Annotated in this window: 15 protein-coding genes; 12 read left to right on the plus strand and 3 right to left on the minus strand. The window is 37.7% G+C overall.

Annotated features, from left to right (window positions below):
• Positions 1 to 67: 67 nt before the first annotated feature.
• A complete protein-coding gene (locus FLEMA_RS0105980) occupies positions 68 to 1,960 on the minus strand; it encodes a beta-N-acetylhexosaminidase (protein WP_026994679.1) in 1,893 nt (630 codons plus the stop codon).
• A 73-nt stretch (positions 1,961 to 2,033) separates the two neighbouring features.
• Entirely contained in the window at positions 2,034 to 2,342 is a 309-nt protein-coding gene (locus tag FLEMA_RS0105985) for a hypothetical protein (protein ID WP_026994680.1), read from the minus strand.
• A gap of 175 nt (positions 2,343 to 2,517) precedes the next feature.
• Between FLEMA_RS0105985 and FLEMA_RS0105990 the strand changes: the two genes are divergently transcribed.
• The 8 genes from FLEMA_RS0105990 to FLEMA_RS0106025 all read left to right on the plus strand — a co-directional run bounded on the left by FLEMA_RS0105990 (position 2,518) and on the right by FLEMA_RS0106025 (position 13,007).
• Positions 2,518 to 3,729, plus strand: coding sequence for a glycoside hydrolase family 88 protein (locus FLEMA_RS0105990; RefSeq protein WP_044170941.1), 1,212 nt, complete (start codon positions 2,518 to 2,520; stop codon positions 3,727 to 3,729).
• Between the two features lie 133 nt (positions 3,730 to 3,862).
• Positions 3,863 to 5,080, plus strand: coding sequence for a DUF2264 domain-containing protein (locus tag FLEMA_RS0105995; RefSeq protein WP_026994682.1), 1,218 nt, complete (start codon positions 3,863 to 3,865; stop codon positions 5,078 to 5,080).
• A 9-nt stretch (positions 5,081 to 5,089) separates the two neighbouring features.
• Positions 5,090 to 5,503, plus strand: a complete 414-nt coding sequence (locus tag FLEMA_RS67675; RefSeq protein ID WP_026994683.1) for an RDD family protein — start codon at positions 5,090 to 5,092, stop codon at positions 5,501 to 5,503.
• Between the two features lie 608 nt (positions 5,504 to 6,111).
• On the plus strand, positions 6,112 to 6,582 hold the full coding sequence (locus tag FLEMA_RS0106005; protein ID WP_026994684.1) for an Lrp/AsnC ligand binding domain-containing protein: 471 nt from the start codon (positions 6,112 to 6,114) through the stop codon (positions 6,580 to 6,582).
• A 182-nt stretch (positions 6,583 to 6,764) separates the two neighbouring features.
• Positions 6,765 to 8,213: a Fe-S cluster assembly protein SufB gene (gene sufB / locus FLEMA_RS0106010; protein ID WP_026994685.1), complete on the plus strand. Its 1,449-nt coding sequence runs from the start codon at positions 6,765 to 6,767 to the stop codon at positions 8,211 to 8,213.
• 123 nt (positions 8,214 to 8,336) lie between these two features.
• Positions 8,337 to 9,212 (plus strand): bestrophin family protein, encoded by an 876-nt coding sequence (locus tag FLEMA_RS0106015; protein ID WP_026994686.1) that lies wholly within the window; start codon positions 8,337 to 8,339, stop codon positions 9,210 to 9,212.
• Positions 9,213 to 9,458: 246 nt separating this feature from the next.
• Complete coding sequence (locus FLEMA_RS0106020) at positions 9,459 to 12,557, plus strand: PAS domain S-box protein (protein ID WP_026994687.1); 3,099 nt, start codon at positions 9,459 to 9,461, stop codon at positions 12,555 to 12,557.
• 72 nt (positions 12,558 to 12,629) lie between these two features.
• Positions 12,630 to 13,007, plus strand: coding sequence for a nuclear transport factor 2 family protein (locus FLEMA_RS0106025; protein WP_026994688.1), 378 nt, complete (start codon positions 12,630 to 12,632; stop codon positions 13,005 to 13,007).
• Positions 13,008 to 13,096: 89 nt separating this feature from the next.
• On the opposite strand, the gene FLEMA_RS0106030 is transcribed toward FLEMA_RS0106025, so the two are convergent.
• The gene (locus FLEMA_RS0106030) at positions 13,097 to 14,002 is read right to left on the minus strand and encodes a 1-aminocyclopropane-1-carboxylate deaminase/D-cysteine desulfhydrase (protein ID WP_026994689.1); all 906 of its coding nucleotides are present in this window, start codon (positions 14,000 to 14,002) and stop codon (positions 13,097 to 13,099) included.
• Between the two features lie 113 nt (positions 14,003 to 14,115).
• Between FLEMA_RS0106030 and FLEMA_RS0106035 the strand changes: the two genes are divergently transcribed.
• The 4 genes from FLEMA_RS0106035 to FLEMA_RS0106050 all read left to right on the plus strand — a co-directional run bounded on the left by FLEMA_RS0106035 (position 14,116) and on the right by FLEMA_RS0106050 (position 16,914).
• Positions 14,116 to 15,135 (plus strand): RluA family pseudouridine synthase, encoded by a 1,020-nt coding sequence (locus tag FLEMA_RS0106035; RefSeq protein ID WP_026994690.1) that lies wholly within the window; start codon positions 14,116 to 14,118, stop codon positions 15,133 to 15,135.
• 248 nt (positions 15,136 to 15,383) lie between these two features.
• The gene (locus FLEMA_RS0106040; RefSeq protein ID WP_026994691.1) at positions 15,384 to 15,596 is read left to right on the plus strand and encodes a hypothetical protein; all 213 of its coding nucleotides are present in this window, start codon (positions 15,384 to 15,386) and stop codon (positions 15,594 to 15,596) included.
• A gap of 85 nt (positions 15,597 to 15,681) precedes the next feature.
• Complete coding sequence (locus FLEMA_RS0106045; RefSeq protein WP_026994692.1) at positions 15,682 to 16,131, plus strand: GNAT family N-acetyltransferase; 450 nt, start codon at positions 15,682 to 15,684, stop codon at positions 16,129 to 16,131.
• A 111-nt stretch (positions 16,132 to 16,242) separates the two neighbouring features.
• Positions 16,243 to 16,914, plus strand: a complete 672-nt coding sequence (locus tag FLEMA_RS0106050) for a pseudouridine synthase (RefSeq protein ID WP_044170945.1) — start codon at positions 16,243 to 16,245, stop codon at positions 16,912 to 16,914.
• Positions 16,915 to 16,919 lie beyond the last annotated feature (5 nt).

Raw genomic sequence — 16,919 nt, forward strand, 5'->3', positions numbered from 1 at the left:
ACTATACGATTAGATATACAGCTTCAGCAGAGGTATAAGCCGAAACGAAAAGCAGATGAAAGGAGGCTTATTGTCCTGCTCGTTTTTTGAGTTCATCTCTTTTTAGGGTAATTAATCTACCAATAGGCTGTCCCTTGCGATATGTTATGACACGCAGCGTAATAGGGCCTTCGGGTATTTCGATAGTTTGGCTGTATTTGTTGCCATACTTGCTCGGAACGGTGTCGTCGATAGAATAGAAAATATCTAATTGTGGAATTTCGGCTTCTAGGTTTACCAACAATTTGCCATCCTTTATGCTTGGTGTAATAATGGCATCGTAAGCTCCACGAGCATAATTGATGCCAGCCAAATCGGCTCGTTGAAATTGGGTTTCCAGCCGAGGAATAAAGTTGTCCCAATTGCGTTTGTTTTTGGGCGACCAATATACATCTGCCAAAGCCCAACAACGCGGATAGGTCATATATTCGGCATAGCTTAACGTCGGGATAGCCTCTGTCCAGAGGTTGGCCTGACCACCCAAGATATATTTGCCATCTACTCCGTCGGGAATAGGCTCAAAATTGTAGCAAGTTTTGAGGCGTAAAGTAGCATAAATAGGTGGTTCGAGGGTACGGTCGCTTTGCATATAGTCGATATAAACAAAAGGTGCGGGAGTCATTACTACATCATGGCCAAGTTTGGCAGCTTCAATGCCACCATTCAAGCCTCTCCAGCTCATTACGGTAGCTTCAGGAGCAATACCACCTTCTAAGATTTCATCCCAACCTAAGAGTTTTTTGCCTTTTTTCTTCAAAATTTGTTCTACTCTTTTCATAAAATACCCTTGGAGTTCTTCGACATGAGTCATTTTTTCTTGTTGCATAAGGGCTTTGCAATTAGGGTCGTTTTCCCAAAAACCTTTGTAACATTCGTCGCCACCAACATGGATATAAGGGTTTGGAAATAGTGCTGCCACTTCGGTAAATACTTTATCTAAGAATACATAAACGTTTTCGTCGGATGGATTTAGGGTATTATCAATAAACATTTTAAACTTGCCATTGCCATACCATTCCGAAAAGTTGCTGCCTGGGTTTACTTTGGTGGTGGGGTCTTTGGTACAAGAAAGCTCTGGATATGCCGCAATAGCCGCCATACTATGACCAGGTACGTCGATTTCGGGAACAATAGTTACATTTCTTTCCTGAGCATATTGAATAACCTCTTTAATATCTTCTTGAGTATAGAACCCACCATCGGTAGCTGCTTCACCTTCTTTGGGAGCATCCAACGAGCCAAATTTTCCGATACGAGGTACACGCCAAGCACCCACTTGGGTAAGTTTAGGCAATGATTTTATCTCGATTCGCCAGCCGTTGTCATCGGTCAAATGCCAGTGAAAAGTGTTATATTTCATTCGAGACATAACATCGATATAACGCTTTACTTCGTCTTTTTGGAAGAAATGGCGGCTTACGTCTAACATAACACCACGCCATGCAAAACGAGGAAAATCGGTGATTTTGACAAAAGGAATAGGCCATGTACGTTGTACAGCCTTGGTACTTTCAATGTCGGTAGGTAATAATTGTAACACAGTTTGTACGCCATAATATAGGCCTCCTACATAATTGGCTGTGATTTTTACTCCTTGAGCCGTTACCTCTAGGGTATAACCTTCTTTGCCCAATACTGGATTTGGTGTTGAATTCAACAAAAGATGAATACTATTGGCTTTTGCTAAGCCTTTTTGTGGGGTAAATTTCCAGCCAGTAGCTTGGCTAAGTTGCCGACACAGAATTACTGCGGTAGGGCGTATTTCTTCTTGATTAATTGAAACACTGGTGGTATTTCGCAAGAAAAAATCACCTTTTTGTGTACTAATTTGCACAGGCTCAGGAATTAAATGAATGGGCTTTTGCTGTGCTTCGGCAGTACAAAAAACCAACGATAACAGGGCTAATAACAGTTTTTTCATAGAATATTGGGGGTTTTTAAGAGAAAATGACATAAATGTACATAAAAAAGCAAGATGTTATATACTGAGGTATTTAGCAGGATTTTAATAATACAAAGACCAATTCTTGGGTATTCCAGTCGCTAACTTGGTAGAATCGTTTGAGAAGACTAATCGTTTCTTCCAAGCCCAGCCCTGCGTCTAACAAACATGTCCATTCGTCGAGGGTATCAAGGGTCAAGATTCTGATGTCTAAAACCTCGGCTTTTTTGATGATGGTATCTTGAAGTTCAATATCAAAGACTACACCTATTTTGTATTTGGGCGTATTGAGCCTAATCGTAGTGAAATACGGGCAGTCAAGTTTGTTGTTGAAATTTTGGGCAAAGTTGAGAATAGGCATTGGGAAAAAGGGTTATATAATTGTTGTTAGAAGCGTGGTAAGTCCATGTATCTTGTACCAAAGAAAGAATTAAATTGTGACCGAAACAGTAAATTTAGTGAATAGACTGTTTTTAAGCTATAGTCTGCATTTTGCCATGGCTATTAGTAAAGTGTATAAAAATAACTAATTCATTATGAAAAAAATAACCTATTTTATGATTGCATTGTCGTTGGTGTGGGGAAGTGCTATGCTTCCAAGCTGGGGACAAGCCAAAACAGTACATCCTTCTCGTGAGGTTTTACTAAAGTTATTCAAGCAAAATTTTAAAGATGCCGAAAAACAATACCAGTTTTTAGCCAAGCATTTGCCCGCTACCAAATTTCCCAAAACGTATTTTCCCAATACCGATAAATATGAGTTTAGCAACTCTGATTGGTGGTGTAGTGGGTTTTATCCTGGTTCTTTGCTGTATATTTATGAGCAAACCAAAGACCCACAAACCTACACTGAAGCTTTACGAATATTGAAAGATTTGGAAAAAGAAAAATATAATACCACCACTCACGATTTGGGCTTTATGATGTTTTGTAGCTTTGGTAATGCCAATTTTATTGACCCCAAGCCCGAATACAAAGAAATTCTGTTGACCAGTGCCAAATCGTTAATCACCAGATTTAACCCCACTGTTGGCTGTATTAAATCGTGGGACTCAAAACCTTCTGATTTTTTGGTGATTATCGACAACATGATGAATTTAGAATTGTTGTTTTGGGCAACCCGTCAAACAGGCGATTCTACGTATGCCAAAGTGGCTATAACACATGCCAATACTACTCTCAAAAATCATTTTCGACCAGACTTTAGCTCATATCATGTTATCAATTATAATACCAGCACGGGCTTGGCACAGCAAAAAAGAACAGCACAAGGCTTTGCCAATGAATCGGCTTGGGCTAGGGGGCAGGCTTGGGGTTTGTATGGCTATACGCTGATGTATCGTGAAACAAAAAAACCTATTTACTTAGAGCAAGCCAAGCATATTGCTAGTTTTATCTTGAATCATCCCAATTTACCTGCCGACAAAATCCCTTTCTGGGATTTTAATGCTCCCAATATTCCCGAAGCTTTGCGCGACGCTTCGGCTGCTTCAGTAACCGCCTCTGCTTTGCTCGAACTGAGTACTTATGTTAAAGGAAATCAATCAAAAGGTTATATTTCGGCTGCCGAAACCATGTTATATGCTCTGTCAAAACCTCCTTATAAGGCAGCTTATGGCAAAAATGGTGGATTTTTAATCAAGCATTGTGTAGGGCATATTCCTCAAAATACCGAGGTCGATGTACCTCTTACCTATGCCGATTACTATTTCTTAGAGGCCATGAAAAGGTATCAGGCATTGAAGTAAGTTTGCTTAAAAGGTTAATAGATAGCTGTATAGGCTTTTCTAGCAGGTTGTTTTAGCTATTATCGGGTGTATATATTCATCAGATAATAGCTGAAATATATATTTTACGCAGATTGTTTTTAGATATAATACAATGAAATATAAAAAGCTAATTTTAGTTTTGTGCTTGTTTGCTCAATCGAGCATGGCACAATCTGGTACAAAAAACAATGATAGAGCATTTTGGCTAAGCCATTTAGATGCTCTGGCAAAACCTATTCTACAAAGCTTGGCCAACGACAGCCTCAAAATTGTGATGCCCAAAACCATGTCAAAACACATAGATAACCCTACTCAACGTCAGGAAGTAGCTTATTTAGAGGCATTTGGCCGTATAATGACGGGTATTGCTCCTTGGCTAAACCTAGAAGGTGGCTCGGCTAAAGAAATAGCCTTACGCAATGGTTATAGGGCTTGGGCTATCAAGGCGGTAGCCAATGCCGTCAATCCACAAGCCAAAGACTACATGGTTTTTGACAAAGGAGGCCAGCCTTTGGTAGATGCTTCTTTTTTGGCAGCCGCATTTATACGTTGTCCTTGGTTATGGAATCATCTGGACGCACAAGTGCAGGCCAATGTAGTAAATGCCTTTTTGAAAACTCGCCAGATAAAACCAGGTTTTAGTAACTGGATATTGTTTTCGGGAATGATAGAAGCTTTTTTCTGTGAATTTGGTTTAGAATGGGATATTGTACGGGTAGAATATTGCTTCAGACAGCTAGAGCAGTGGTATCTGGGCGATAGTATCTATTCGGACGGAGAAAAGTTTCACTTCGATTATTATAATAGTTATGTAATTCACCCTTATTTGGCTACGATGATAGAGGTTTTTAACAAAAAAACAACTACGTTTAATTGGCAAACAGCTAAATTAAAATCTCGTAATCAACGATATGCGGTTATTTTGGAGCGATTAATCAATCCAGATGGTTCTTTTCCTGCTACAGGACGCTCATTGGTATATCGTGGAGGAGCGTTTCATCATTTAGCCGAAATGGCTTTTCGTAAAAAACTCGCAGCCGAACTGAGCCCTGCACAAGTAAGAGGAGCATTGACTGCTGTTATCAGAAAAACCACTGAAAGTAAAGCTACTTTTACCAAAGATGGTTGGCTAGAAATAGGTTTATATGGCAATCAACCCGAAATAGCCGATGTATATATTACAACGGGAAGTTTATATTTGTGCTCAACTATTCTACTGCCTTTGGGTTTGCCAGAAACCGATGAGTTTTGGGCTGCACCTACCCAAGAGTGGACTTCACAAAAGGTATGGTCGGGCAAAGATATACCCGCCGACCATGCAGTAGATTAAAATAATGATATGTCACAATCAACCAATTTATTAGTCAGACGCATTGTCGCCCAGTTAATCGACTGTATCGTTCTTTATATAGGCTTTCAGGCTTATGTAATGTTATTTTTTGCCAATCGTGCAAGTGCCATGTTTGAAGGAGTGGTCGAACTAATGACCTATATACCCTTTGCATTGCTATTTGGAGCATTCTCAGAATGGTTTACCGAGGGGTATACTTTCGGAAAAACTCTTCTGCAAATACGAATAGTAAAAGAAGACGGAAGCTTGATTGGGCTAAAAGAAGTACTGTTAAGATGGCTTGCAAATTGGTTGGAAATTTATTTTACGGCAGGAATTTTGGCTACTTTGTTTGTTGTTTTTTCCAAAAAAGGGCAAAGATTGGGAGACAAGCTAGCCAAGACACATCTTATCAAAACATAAATGCTAATGGTATTTATAGCGATATTTAATTAATAAAAAGAAGAAAAGACCTATAGAATGGCCTAAAAACAAAAAAAGCAGACTCATTAAGACTGCTTTTTTGAATTACACTTCATCAACAAACTAAAAACCAAATAAAACTACTTTATACTTATCGTAGTCAATCTGATAATCTGAGAATAAAGGTAATCAGGAAATTTTATTTTGCCAAATCGTATATTCCCAAAATTTCAGATAATTTGCTGTAGGAGAAGGACTCGAACCTCCACGATGTAGTTAGGTATAGTACAAAATCTGGTGGTCAACCCCAGTCTATCTTGCGATAGGCATTATACTAACTTTATCCATTTATCATCACCCCCGAGACAGGAGGGCACGTCTGCCAAATTTCATCACCCTACATTGTTGTGTCATTGTTTCGTTTAACTTGACAATACAAAATTAATAGACTGTTCATTATTTTGCAAATATTTTATAAAAAAATATTAAAATTTACATTGTGTTCAAAAAAATAGTATTTTTGTTAACAAAATCGCAAAAATGACATTTCTAAAACAGGGTATTTTTGCAAATTTTTCAAAAAAATAATGTATAATACAAATAAAAGGATGGAAAAGAACCCTGAAATCGATGATATAGACCTAAAAATACTAGGTTTGTTGATGAGCGATGCCAATATGCCCTATACCGAAATCGGGAAAAAAATCAACGTTTCGGGCGGAACAGTGCATGTTCGCATGAAAAAAATGGAACAAATGGGTATTGTTAAAGGCTCGCAACTGATTGTTGACCATACCAAACTTGGATGGGACATTTCAGCGTTTTTAGGTATTTATCTCGATAAAAGCTCACTATACGCCGAGGTAGCCGAGCACCTTATGAATATTCCTGAGGTGGTTAGTATTAATTACACAACGGGTATTTATTCAATTTTTGCCAAAATTGTATGTCGTGATACGGTTCATCTAAGAGAAGTATTGCACGACAAAATACAGAAAGTAGCAGGAATCCAAAGAACCGAAACGTTTATTTCACTAGAAGAATCTGTGAATAGGGCTGTTCCATTTGCTAGTATATAACGTCATTTGTTATAAATTCAGTATCAAAATCAGTAGAATTACTGTGTCTTCTTAGAAAAATTCTAAACAACCGAACTTTTCTTCCGCTTTTTGGTTTAATTTTGTAGGGAAATACATTATTTTTTCCTTATTACATCGGAGAAATTACTATTAACAGTTTAATACTGTAACGTACAAATAAAATGGCAAAAGAAGAGATTGATATTTTAGAAGAAATCACCTCCTCGGAGTATAAATATGGTTTTGAAAGTCATTTCGAAACAGATGAAGTACCAGCAGGCTTGAGTGAAGATGTTGTTCGACAAATTTCGGCAAAGAAAAATGAGCCAGAATGGATGTTGGAATGGCGTCTAAGTGCTTATCGTACTTGGTTGGGAATGTCTGAACCTAAATGGGCAAATGTCCATTATAAGCCAGTAGACTACCAATCAATCAAATATTATTCTGCTCCAAAGCAAACAAAAGTATTGAACTCGCTGGATGAAATAGACCCTGAGTTACGCCGTACTTTTGAGAAATTAGGCATTTCTTTAGACGAACAAAAACGCCTTTCGGGGGTAGCTGTAGATGCCGTAATCGACTCGGTGTCGGTAGCCACTACTTTTAAATCAACATTGGCCGAAAAAGGAATTATTTTCTGCTCAATGTCTGAAGCTGTACAAGAGCATCCTGAATTGATTAAGAAATACTTGGGCTCGGTAGTGCCTGTAAAAGACAACTTCTTTTCTGCCTTGAATGCAGCGGTGTTTTCGGATGGTTCGTTTTGTTATATTCCTAAAGGCGTTCGTTGCCCTATGGAATTATCAACGTATTTCCGTATCAATGCAGCAGGAACAGGACAATTTGAGCGTACTTTGATTGTTGCCGATGCAGGTTCGTATGTAAGTTATTTGGAAGGCTGTACTGCTCCAATGCGCGACGAAAACCAATTGCACGCTGCAGTAGTAGAAATCGTGGCACATGAAGATGCTGAAGTGAAGTACTCAACTGTACAAAACTGGTATCCTGGTGATAAAGATGGTAAAGGTGGTATCTATAACTTCGTTACTAAACGTGGTATTTGTGAAGGGGCCAACTCAAAAATTTCGTGGACACAGGTAGAAACTGGCTCGGCTATTACTTGGAAGTACCCTTCTGTAATACTCAAAGGTGACAACTCTATTGGTGAGTTTTATTCGGTAGCCGTAACCAACAATATGCAACAGGCCGATACTGGTACTAAAATGGTGCATATTGGTAAAAATACCAAGTCTCGGATTGTATCGAAAGGTATTTCGGCAGGTAAATCACAAAACTCGTACAGGGGTTTGGTAGAAGTAATGAAACGTGCCGAAAATGCTCGCAACTTCTCGCAATGTGATTCTTTGTTGATGGGCGATCGTTGTGGAGCTCATACATTCCCATATATCGAGGTTAATAACAAAACTGCTACCGTTGAGCACGAGGCTACAACATCGAAAATTGGTGAAGACCAAATTTTCTACTGTAACCAACGGGGTATCTCAACAGAAGCCGCTATTGCCTTGATTGTCAATGGCTATGCTAAAGAAGTATTGAATCAACTTCCAATGGAATTTGCGGTTGAAGCTCAAAAACTGTTAGCTGTATCGCTAGAGGGTTCGGTAGGTTAAGATTCCTTTTTTCAATAAGTATAAAAAGAGCCTCTATTTAGCTAAATAGAGGCTCTTTTTTTGTGATGAGCTCAATTCTTGCTTAAATTTGCTTACTTAAACAACATACAACAAACCTATCAAATGATTAACTACAACCCTAAAGAGTGGTTTACCTTTATTTTTCACTTTCATAAAGCTGATACTTTTCGCAAGCTTTTTCCTATGCTTATTGCTATAGGGGCTTATTCGGGCTTGATAGCCTATTTAGAAATGGAGATTTTTAAGCTCAACGAAAGTAGCCATTTCAAAAATATTCCTGTGATGCACGGAATGTTAGGTTTTGTAATTTCGATGTTGCTGGTATTCAGAACTAACACCGCTTACGACCGCTGGTGGGAGGGACGACGCAACTGGGGAAGCCTGACTAATGCTTCGAGAAACTTTGCCTTAAAATTAAATGCTATTTTGCCTCAAGAAAATAGCCATCAAAGGGTGATTTTTGAAAAGTTGATTGTGGAATATGCTTTTGCTCTAAAACGTCATTTGCGAGGGCATCAAAACGACAGCGAATTATTTATTTCTGAACACAAAATTGGGGCAGAGTATCATAAGCCCAATTATATAGCTAAGCTTATTTACCAAGAAATACAAAAACTGTATCGAGATAATATTATTTCGGGCGAACAGCTGCTGTATATCAACGAAGAGGCTCGTACTTTTACCGATGTCTGTGGGGCTTGCGAGCGAATCAAAAACACACCTATTCCGTTTTCGTACACGGTATTTCTCAAAAAATTCATTTTCTTTTATGTAATGACTTTGCCTTTTGGCTATGTGTTTAGTTTGGGGTATATCGTTATTCCTGTGGTTGTATTTATATTTTATGTATTGGCTAGTTTGGAGCTAATCGCCGAAGAAATCGAAAATCCTTTTGGTACAGATGCCAACGATTTGCCTTTGTCGATGCTCTGCAAAAATATTCATAAGCATGTGGGTGAAATATTGGCTGTACATTAAAAGAAGTCGACAAATATAATAATTTACTATAAGGGCTTGGTCAAACTATATATTGACTAAGCCTTTATGTCTTTGGTACACTACTAGGGTATTGGTATGTTCAGATAGTCTATACCGTTATAGGATATAGAAAGTTTCTGATTAATTTTTTCTATTTTTCTAGGGAATCTGCTAATTTGCTTATTCTCTTGAGCAGTAAAGGTAGCTTATGCTAAATACCCAAACCTTGCTGGAAACAAATGCGAGATGATAAATTCGTTACAAACCTCAACTAAATTATATATTTTAGTATTTATTCTGTCCATTTTCAATATTGGGATAGGTACGTATGGTATTCTTGAAATGAAAACCATGAATAAAAATACGCAAACCCTATATGCCGATAGAATGCTGGCACTTCAGCAACTCACCCAAATTCGATATTCGTATATAACAGGTTTGCTCAATACTGTTGAAGCCTTAAAAAACCACAGAATTAGCCCTCTTACAGCAATAAATCAAATTATAGCAGCCGAAAAACAAATTAATGCTTATTGGAAAGCATACCTAAAAACTGCTCTCTCTCCCAAAGAATATCAACTTGTTCAACAAACCATATTCTTGAAACAACAAGCCGATAAGGCTATTGCCAGCCTAAAGAAAAAAATACAAAGCTCAAAGCTTACAGATACTACCATCGATAACGAAATGCTATTAGTGGTAAACCCTGTAATGGTGAAAGTAAATGAATTGACTCAGTTACAAATCAATATAAGCAACAAGCTTTACAAAAGTAATGAGTATTTGTATAATACTACCGAGCAAAAAATCTTAATGCTCATGATGCTATCGTTGTTGTTTTCGGCAGTGTTAATATTTTTTATTATTGCCAATACTCAGCAGTACGTCAAAAAATTACAGTTGGGTAGTCGTAAAATAAAAGAGGCAGAAGAAAAATATCGCACATTTATCAAATATGCAGGCGATTCTATTTTGATTATGAATCAGAATCGCCAAATCATAGATGCTAACGACAGTGCTAGTAACCTTTTGGGGTATCGATACGAAGAATTGCTGAATATGAATATTTCGGCGGTAATAGATGTCGAAAATTGTGGTGACGATACAAGTATATTGCACGAGAAAAAAGTTATCAGAAAAGATGGTAGTGTAATTGATACCGAAATGAACGTAAGAGTGCTGGAGGGAGCTGGCTATATTTCGATTATTCGGGATATTACCGAACGAAAAAAAGCTCAAGTATCAATTGAGGAATCAGAAGCAAAATATCGTTATCTTTTTCAAAATAACCCAGCTTATATAATGGTATGGGATTTAGAAACCCTGCAGATTTTGGAGGTAAACGATATGGTGATAAACAGATACGGATATGATGCAACCGAATGGAATAATATGTCGGTGCTTATGTACCGTCCAGAGGAAGACCATGACAAGATAAAAGATTTTGCTCAAAAAATGCTTAATAGTAATCAACCCGTAGTAAAAAAAACATGGAGGCATTTGAGGAAAAACGGGGAAGAAATCTTGATGGAAATCTATTCGCATAAAATTACTTATCGTGGCCGTAAAGCTATACTGTCGCTCGCCAACGACGTTACCGAACAGGTGCGTGTAGCCACAGCACTAAGAAAAAGTGAAGAAAAATTCTATGCTCTTATTGATTATGCTGCCGATGCTATTTTTTGGGTTGATGATAATGGTATCATTTTCGACGTAAACCAAAGTGCTACTAAGTTACTTTATTATACCAAAGAGGAATTGATAGGCAAAACCGTTATCGACCTTCATCCTCCCGATAGTAGGCATACTGTACCATTTATTTGGGATACCCTAAGGAAAGAAAAATCCTTGATTGATGAACGACTCCTCCAAAGAAAAGATGGTACATCTGTAGAAGTTGAAATCAGTAGAAATATATTGCCCGATGGCTCAGGGGCAATTGCCATTGTACGAGATATAACCGAACGTAATATTGTTATTAGACAATTGAAAGCCAGCGAAGAGCGAATTATGCGAATTATGCAACATTCGCCAATACCGCTTACCATAACGCTAGCTAACCGCACAATATCTTTTACCAATAATCAGTTTATTAAGGTTTTTGGATATACCCTCGACGATATACCTAATGCCGATATATGGTGGCAGTTGGCTTATCCTAACGAGGCATATCGAAACTATGTACACCAAGAATGGAAGGATAGAATAGAACGTCATATTGCTACTGGAATGCCTTTTGAACCGCTTGAGGCTATTATTAGGTGCAAAGATGGAACAAATCGATATATCGAGTTTCATTTTGTGGACATGGGAAATGAATTTTTGGTGAATTTTTATGATATAACCGAACGAAAACTGGCTGAAGAAAAATTAAAACAAAGCGAAGAACGACACAGGGTATTAGTCGAAAATATAAGTGATGGTATCCTGCTGGTCAACGAACATTGGAATGTGGTGTATCAAAGTCCTTCGGTAGAACGTATTGTTGGTTTTACCCTAGAAGATAGAAAAGGACAAACCGTGACAAGTTATATCCATCCCGACGATATACAATATTTCAGAAATCAATATGAAAAGGCCTATAAGTTGCCTAATATGCCTATTCAAGGAAAGTTCCGAGCTAGGCACAAAGATGGATTTTATATCTGGCTAGAGGTATTTATGATGAATCTTTTGCATAATGAAAATGTAAAAGGGTATGTTATTACTTATAGAGATATTACCGAACAGAAAAAGTTTGAAGAGCAACAGCTATTGATGAGCTTGATCGTCAACTCGTCCAACGACGCTATTATTAGTAAAACCCTCGATGGTATTATAACTTCATGGAATCATGGTGCTGAAAGAATATTGGGCTATTCGGCTCAGGAAAGTATTGGACAACATATCTTGATGATTGTACCAGCCGAACTAGAATATGAAGAAGACGAATTGCTTAATAAGATTCAGAGAGGGCAGTCGGTAGATTATTTTATTACAAAACGTGTCAGAAAAGACGGTACTGTCATTGATGTATCTACTACGGTTTCGCCTATAAAGGATTCGCTCGGAAACGTAATAGGCTGTTCTAAGATTTTGCGAGATATTTCCGAACAAAAACGAACTCAAGATTTGCTGAAAACTCAAAACGAAAAACTTCTCGAAATAGCCAAGTTTCAATCTCACATGGTACGTCGCCCTGTAGCCAATGTAATAGGATTAATAAGTTTACTCAATCTGGACGACCCAGCCGCTCCTACAAACCTAAAGATTATTCCAAAGCTAGAGGTAGCCGCCAAAGAACTCGACGATATTATCCATCAGATTGTCCAAAAAACCAGTGAAATAAAAACATTTAAGTCATGATACTAACGGTAATTGCCTTTGCCGATTAGTCTTAAAGCCCGAAATACTGTTTTTGTCAAAAATAAAAATACCATGAAAATAAGAGAGGAGATTATTCAAGGCTATATTGATGGCTACAATAGTTTTGATATTGATAAAATGGTCGAAAACTTCGATAGGCAGATTACCTTTGAAAATAGCTCTGATGGCAATATTAATGTATCCTTGTCGGGTATAGATGAATTTATAACCCAAGCCAAACAAGCTGTTAGTTATTTTACAGAACGAACACAAACTGTCGTTGCTATTAACCATTATCATAACGATACCGAGATAACCATTGATTATCGTGCAACTTTGGCCATAGATCTACCCAATGGAATGGCAAAAGGAGATACCCTAAAGCTACAAGGTAAATCTATTTTTACTTTTTCTGAAAATAAAATCATAAAGCTTGTCGATATAAGTTAGCGGTGGTATATTGGTAAGTGTATGATTGCTAGTTGTTTACAGGTAGGGTGTTTCACGATTCTATACCTTGTAATTCGTTTCTAAACGCATCACTTGCCCAATATTCGGCCTTGTAAGCCTCCAGTGTGAATAGCAACAATATGACTATTGGGCAAAAAATAACCTTTTTGGATGAGGTCAAAAATACCAAAAAGCATTTTGCCTGTGTATACCTGTTCAAGCCTTACACTGGGATTATATTTTTCAAAATCATGAATAAAATCCCATAGTTGAGCATTATGTTTGGCATAGCCACCAAAGTGATAGGTGGACATAAGCCCAAAGCTAGGAGGCATGATATAACCATTTTGTGTTAGTAAATCATGAATATCTTGCTGAATACCACCAGCCCCTTTAAGAGCCAGAAAACCTATTACTTGTGTATTGGTACGGCTTGCGGCGGCAATTCCTGCAATAGTACCACCTGTTCCCACTGCTGAAGTAATATAGTCGGGTTGAGTTTCTAAATAAATTTCTTCGACCATCTCGGCAACTCCCTTTATGGCCAAATGGTTGCTACCACCTTCGGGCAAATAATAACTGTTGGCCAAGAAAGGGTACTCCTCAACAAGACTGTTTAGCGTAGCCGCTTTATCTCGGTAGGCTGTTCTACTCACAAAAAACATCTTCATACCACAACTTGCGGCAAAAGATAAGGTTGTACTTGACTGCTCGTTTAGCTCGTCGCCTCGAACAATACCGTAGGTTTCAAATCCAAATACTTTTCCAGCCGCCGCCGTAGCATAAATATGGTTAGAAAAAGCACCACCAAAAGTAACCAAACTCGTAAAGTTCTGCTGTTGGGCTTCAATCAGGTTATACTTCATTTTTCGCCATTTATTACCCGAAATATCAGGGTGTAGCAAATCATCCCGTTTTAAACTTAGTCGGATATTATTTTCTGCTAAAATTGGGTGGCAAATCGTTTGTAAAGGCGAAGGAGCTAAATAAAACATCGCAAATATATTAGGGTGAAAGGCTATAACCAGCTTAAAGCACAAAGCCTCTTGTATGAAATATAGCTATAGTTACGGAAAAGTAATAATTTTGTAAATGTAAACACGAAATTATGCAAGAACAGGAAGAAGACGAAGAAGAATTATACGAGCATCACCGAATTGTGGTAGAAAAAGGACAAGATTTCCTTAGGCTCGACAAGTATTTGATGATGAGAATGCAAAATGCAACTCGTAATAAAATCCAAAATGGGATAGATTTAGGCGTTGTAAAAGTAAATGACAACCCCGTAAAGGCTAGTTACAAAGTAAAACCTTTCGATGTTATTACGGTTTCGTTGCCGCATCCGCCTAGAGAAAATGGTATTTTACCCGAAAATATCCCTTTAGATATTATTTATGAGGACGAAGATTTGCTGATTGTCAATAAACCAGCGGGTATGGTTGTACACCCAGCTTTTGGGCATTGGGAAGGTACTTTGGTTAATGCTTTGGTATATCATTTCCAAAATTTGCCAACACATCGCAATGGCGAAATAAGGCCAGGATTGGTACACCGAATAGACAAAGATACCTCGGGGTTGTTGGTAATTGCCAAAAATGACTACGCTATGGCTCATTTGGCCAAACAGTTTTTTGACCACTCTATTGAACGTACCTATTATGCGGTGGTTTGGGGCGAGCTAAAAAACGAGGCAGGAACAATAGAAGGACATATTGGGCGAAGTTTGAAAGACCGTAAAATCAGAGCAGTATTTCCCGACGGTACTATGGGCAAAGAGGCCGTTACCCATTATAAAGTACTGAAAAATATGCGATATGTTTCTTTGGTAAAATGTAACCTAGAAACAGGAAGAACACACCAAATTAGGGTACACTTCAAGCATATAGGCCATTCGTTGTTCAATGACAATACCTATGGTGGCGATAGAATTTTGCGAGGAACGTTGTTTTCTAAATACGAACAATTTGTAGAAAATTGCTTCAAAATTTGTCCAAGACAAGCCCTTCATGCCAAATCTTTAGGGATTATTCACCCTCGCACAGGCGAGTTTATGCAGTTTGAATGCGACCTACCGCAAGATATGCAAGATTTGATTCAAAAATGGGACAAGTATGTGAACAACGAATAAAATATTTTTTTTAATTTGTACTACAGAAAGTAAGTGAAGTATACAAACTGAAAATTTGAGGATTTTGTCCAGTTGACTTTATTTTGTACACTCACATAGCTAATTTTTATTATTTATATCATCAATAAGCAATTAAGTAGTCTTTCAGCATTGTCAGGCGAAAAATAGGTGATTGTCAAATAACTATTAAAACCACATAGCTGTAAAGAAAGCTACTTGATTCACTAACAATTTGTTCTTGTAAAGCCATGAATACGTTTGTTAATGAACTCGAAGATTTAGTAGATTATTTAGCTAGTATAGAAAGAGCTAAAAGACCCAAAAAGGCCAAGTCCTTAAAAAATTATATCGCTACATTTTATGGTGGTGATATAAGCAACCTTCATCATGTCATCAAAGAAATGGAGCAACAAGGCTGGATTTTTGTAGGCATGAACGGTGAAATTATTTATAACTTTTAAGGTTAGTCTATTCATAGTCAGTTATGTGAAAAGCGGTTTGCTTACTCCGTTCTGGCTTAGAATGACTGGCTATGAACTTAAAGAAATGTCTATTGTAATCAGAAAAGGTATTCGTGAAGACGTACCTACGATGTTTGAACTTGTTACTGAGTTGGCTATTTATGAAAAAGCTCCAGAGCAGGTAACCAATACTGTCGAGCAGATGTATATTGACGGGTTTGGCGAAAATCCTATTTTTGGTTCTATCGTTGCCGAAGTCGATGGCGTAGTGGTTGGAATGTCGCTGTACTATTATCGCTATTCTACTTGGAAAGGTAAACGTTTGTATCTGGAAGATTTAATTGTGAGCGAGAAAAAACGTGGGTTAGGACTAGGTGAAATGTTACTGAATGCTACCATTCAGCAAGCTCGCGATACTTCTTGTACAGGTTTGATGTGGCAAGTATTAGATTGGAACGAACCCGCCATTAATTTCTATAAAAAATTTGGAGCAAGGTTCGACGAAGGTTGGATAAATGTTCATATAGATTTTTAAATTTGGAAAAACAACAAGCCAAAAGTCGTATTGCGGGCATTATCGCAGTACGACTTTTGTATTAAATAACGCCTATAAAAGCATACGCTACATATTCCTAACATTTACCTCATGACATTTAGAAATAGGTTACAGTATTTACTGGTTAAAAAACTCCAAATTGCTAATAAAGAAGCTATTCGGTTGATTCTTTCGGGACAAATCTTGGTCAATGGCATTGTGGTTGATGAAAATGTAGTAGTGAGTATTACCGATGAAGTGGTGTATCAAAACCAAATCATAAAAGCTGGAAAAAAACTTCTCTATATTGCGTTTTACAAACCCAGAGGAATTGAAACTACCCTAAATACCAGTATTCCTGATAACCTAAAAAGTATTTTACCTTTTGAAGAAAAACTATTTCCTGTAGGTCGCCTCGACAAAGAATCGGAAGGACTACTTTTGTTGACCAACGATGGTACTCTTTTCGACAAAACCCTTAGGAAAGAATATCAAACCGAAAAAGAGTATATTGTGGAGGTAAACAAGCCTCTTACTGAAGCTTTTTTAGCGACTATGTCGTCGGGGGTATTTATTATGGGACAAACTACCCTTCCTTGTAAAATTACGCCTTTGGATGCGTACACTTTTCAGATTGTTTTGGTACAGGGGCTCAACCGCCAAATTCGTCGGATGTGTTATAAATTGGGTTATGAGGTAGTTTTATTAAAAAGAACAAGAATCAATACCGTTTTATTGGGCAATTTGCAACCCAATGAATTTGAGATATTGACAAAAACATAATGTAC

It is taken from the genome of Flectobacillus major DSM 103 (assembly GCF_000427405.1).
In the GTDB taxonomy this organism is placed as follows: Bacteria; Bacteroidota; Bacteroidia; order Cytophagales; family Spirosomataceae; genus Flectobacillus; species Flectobacillus major.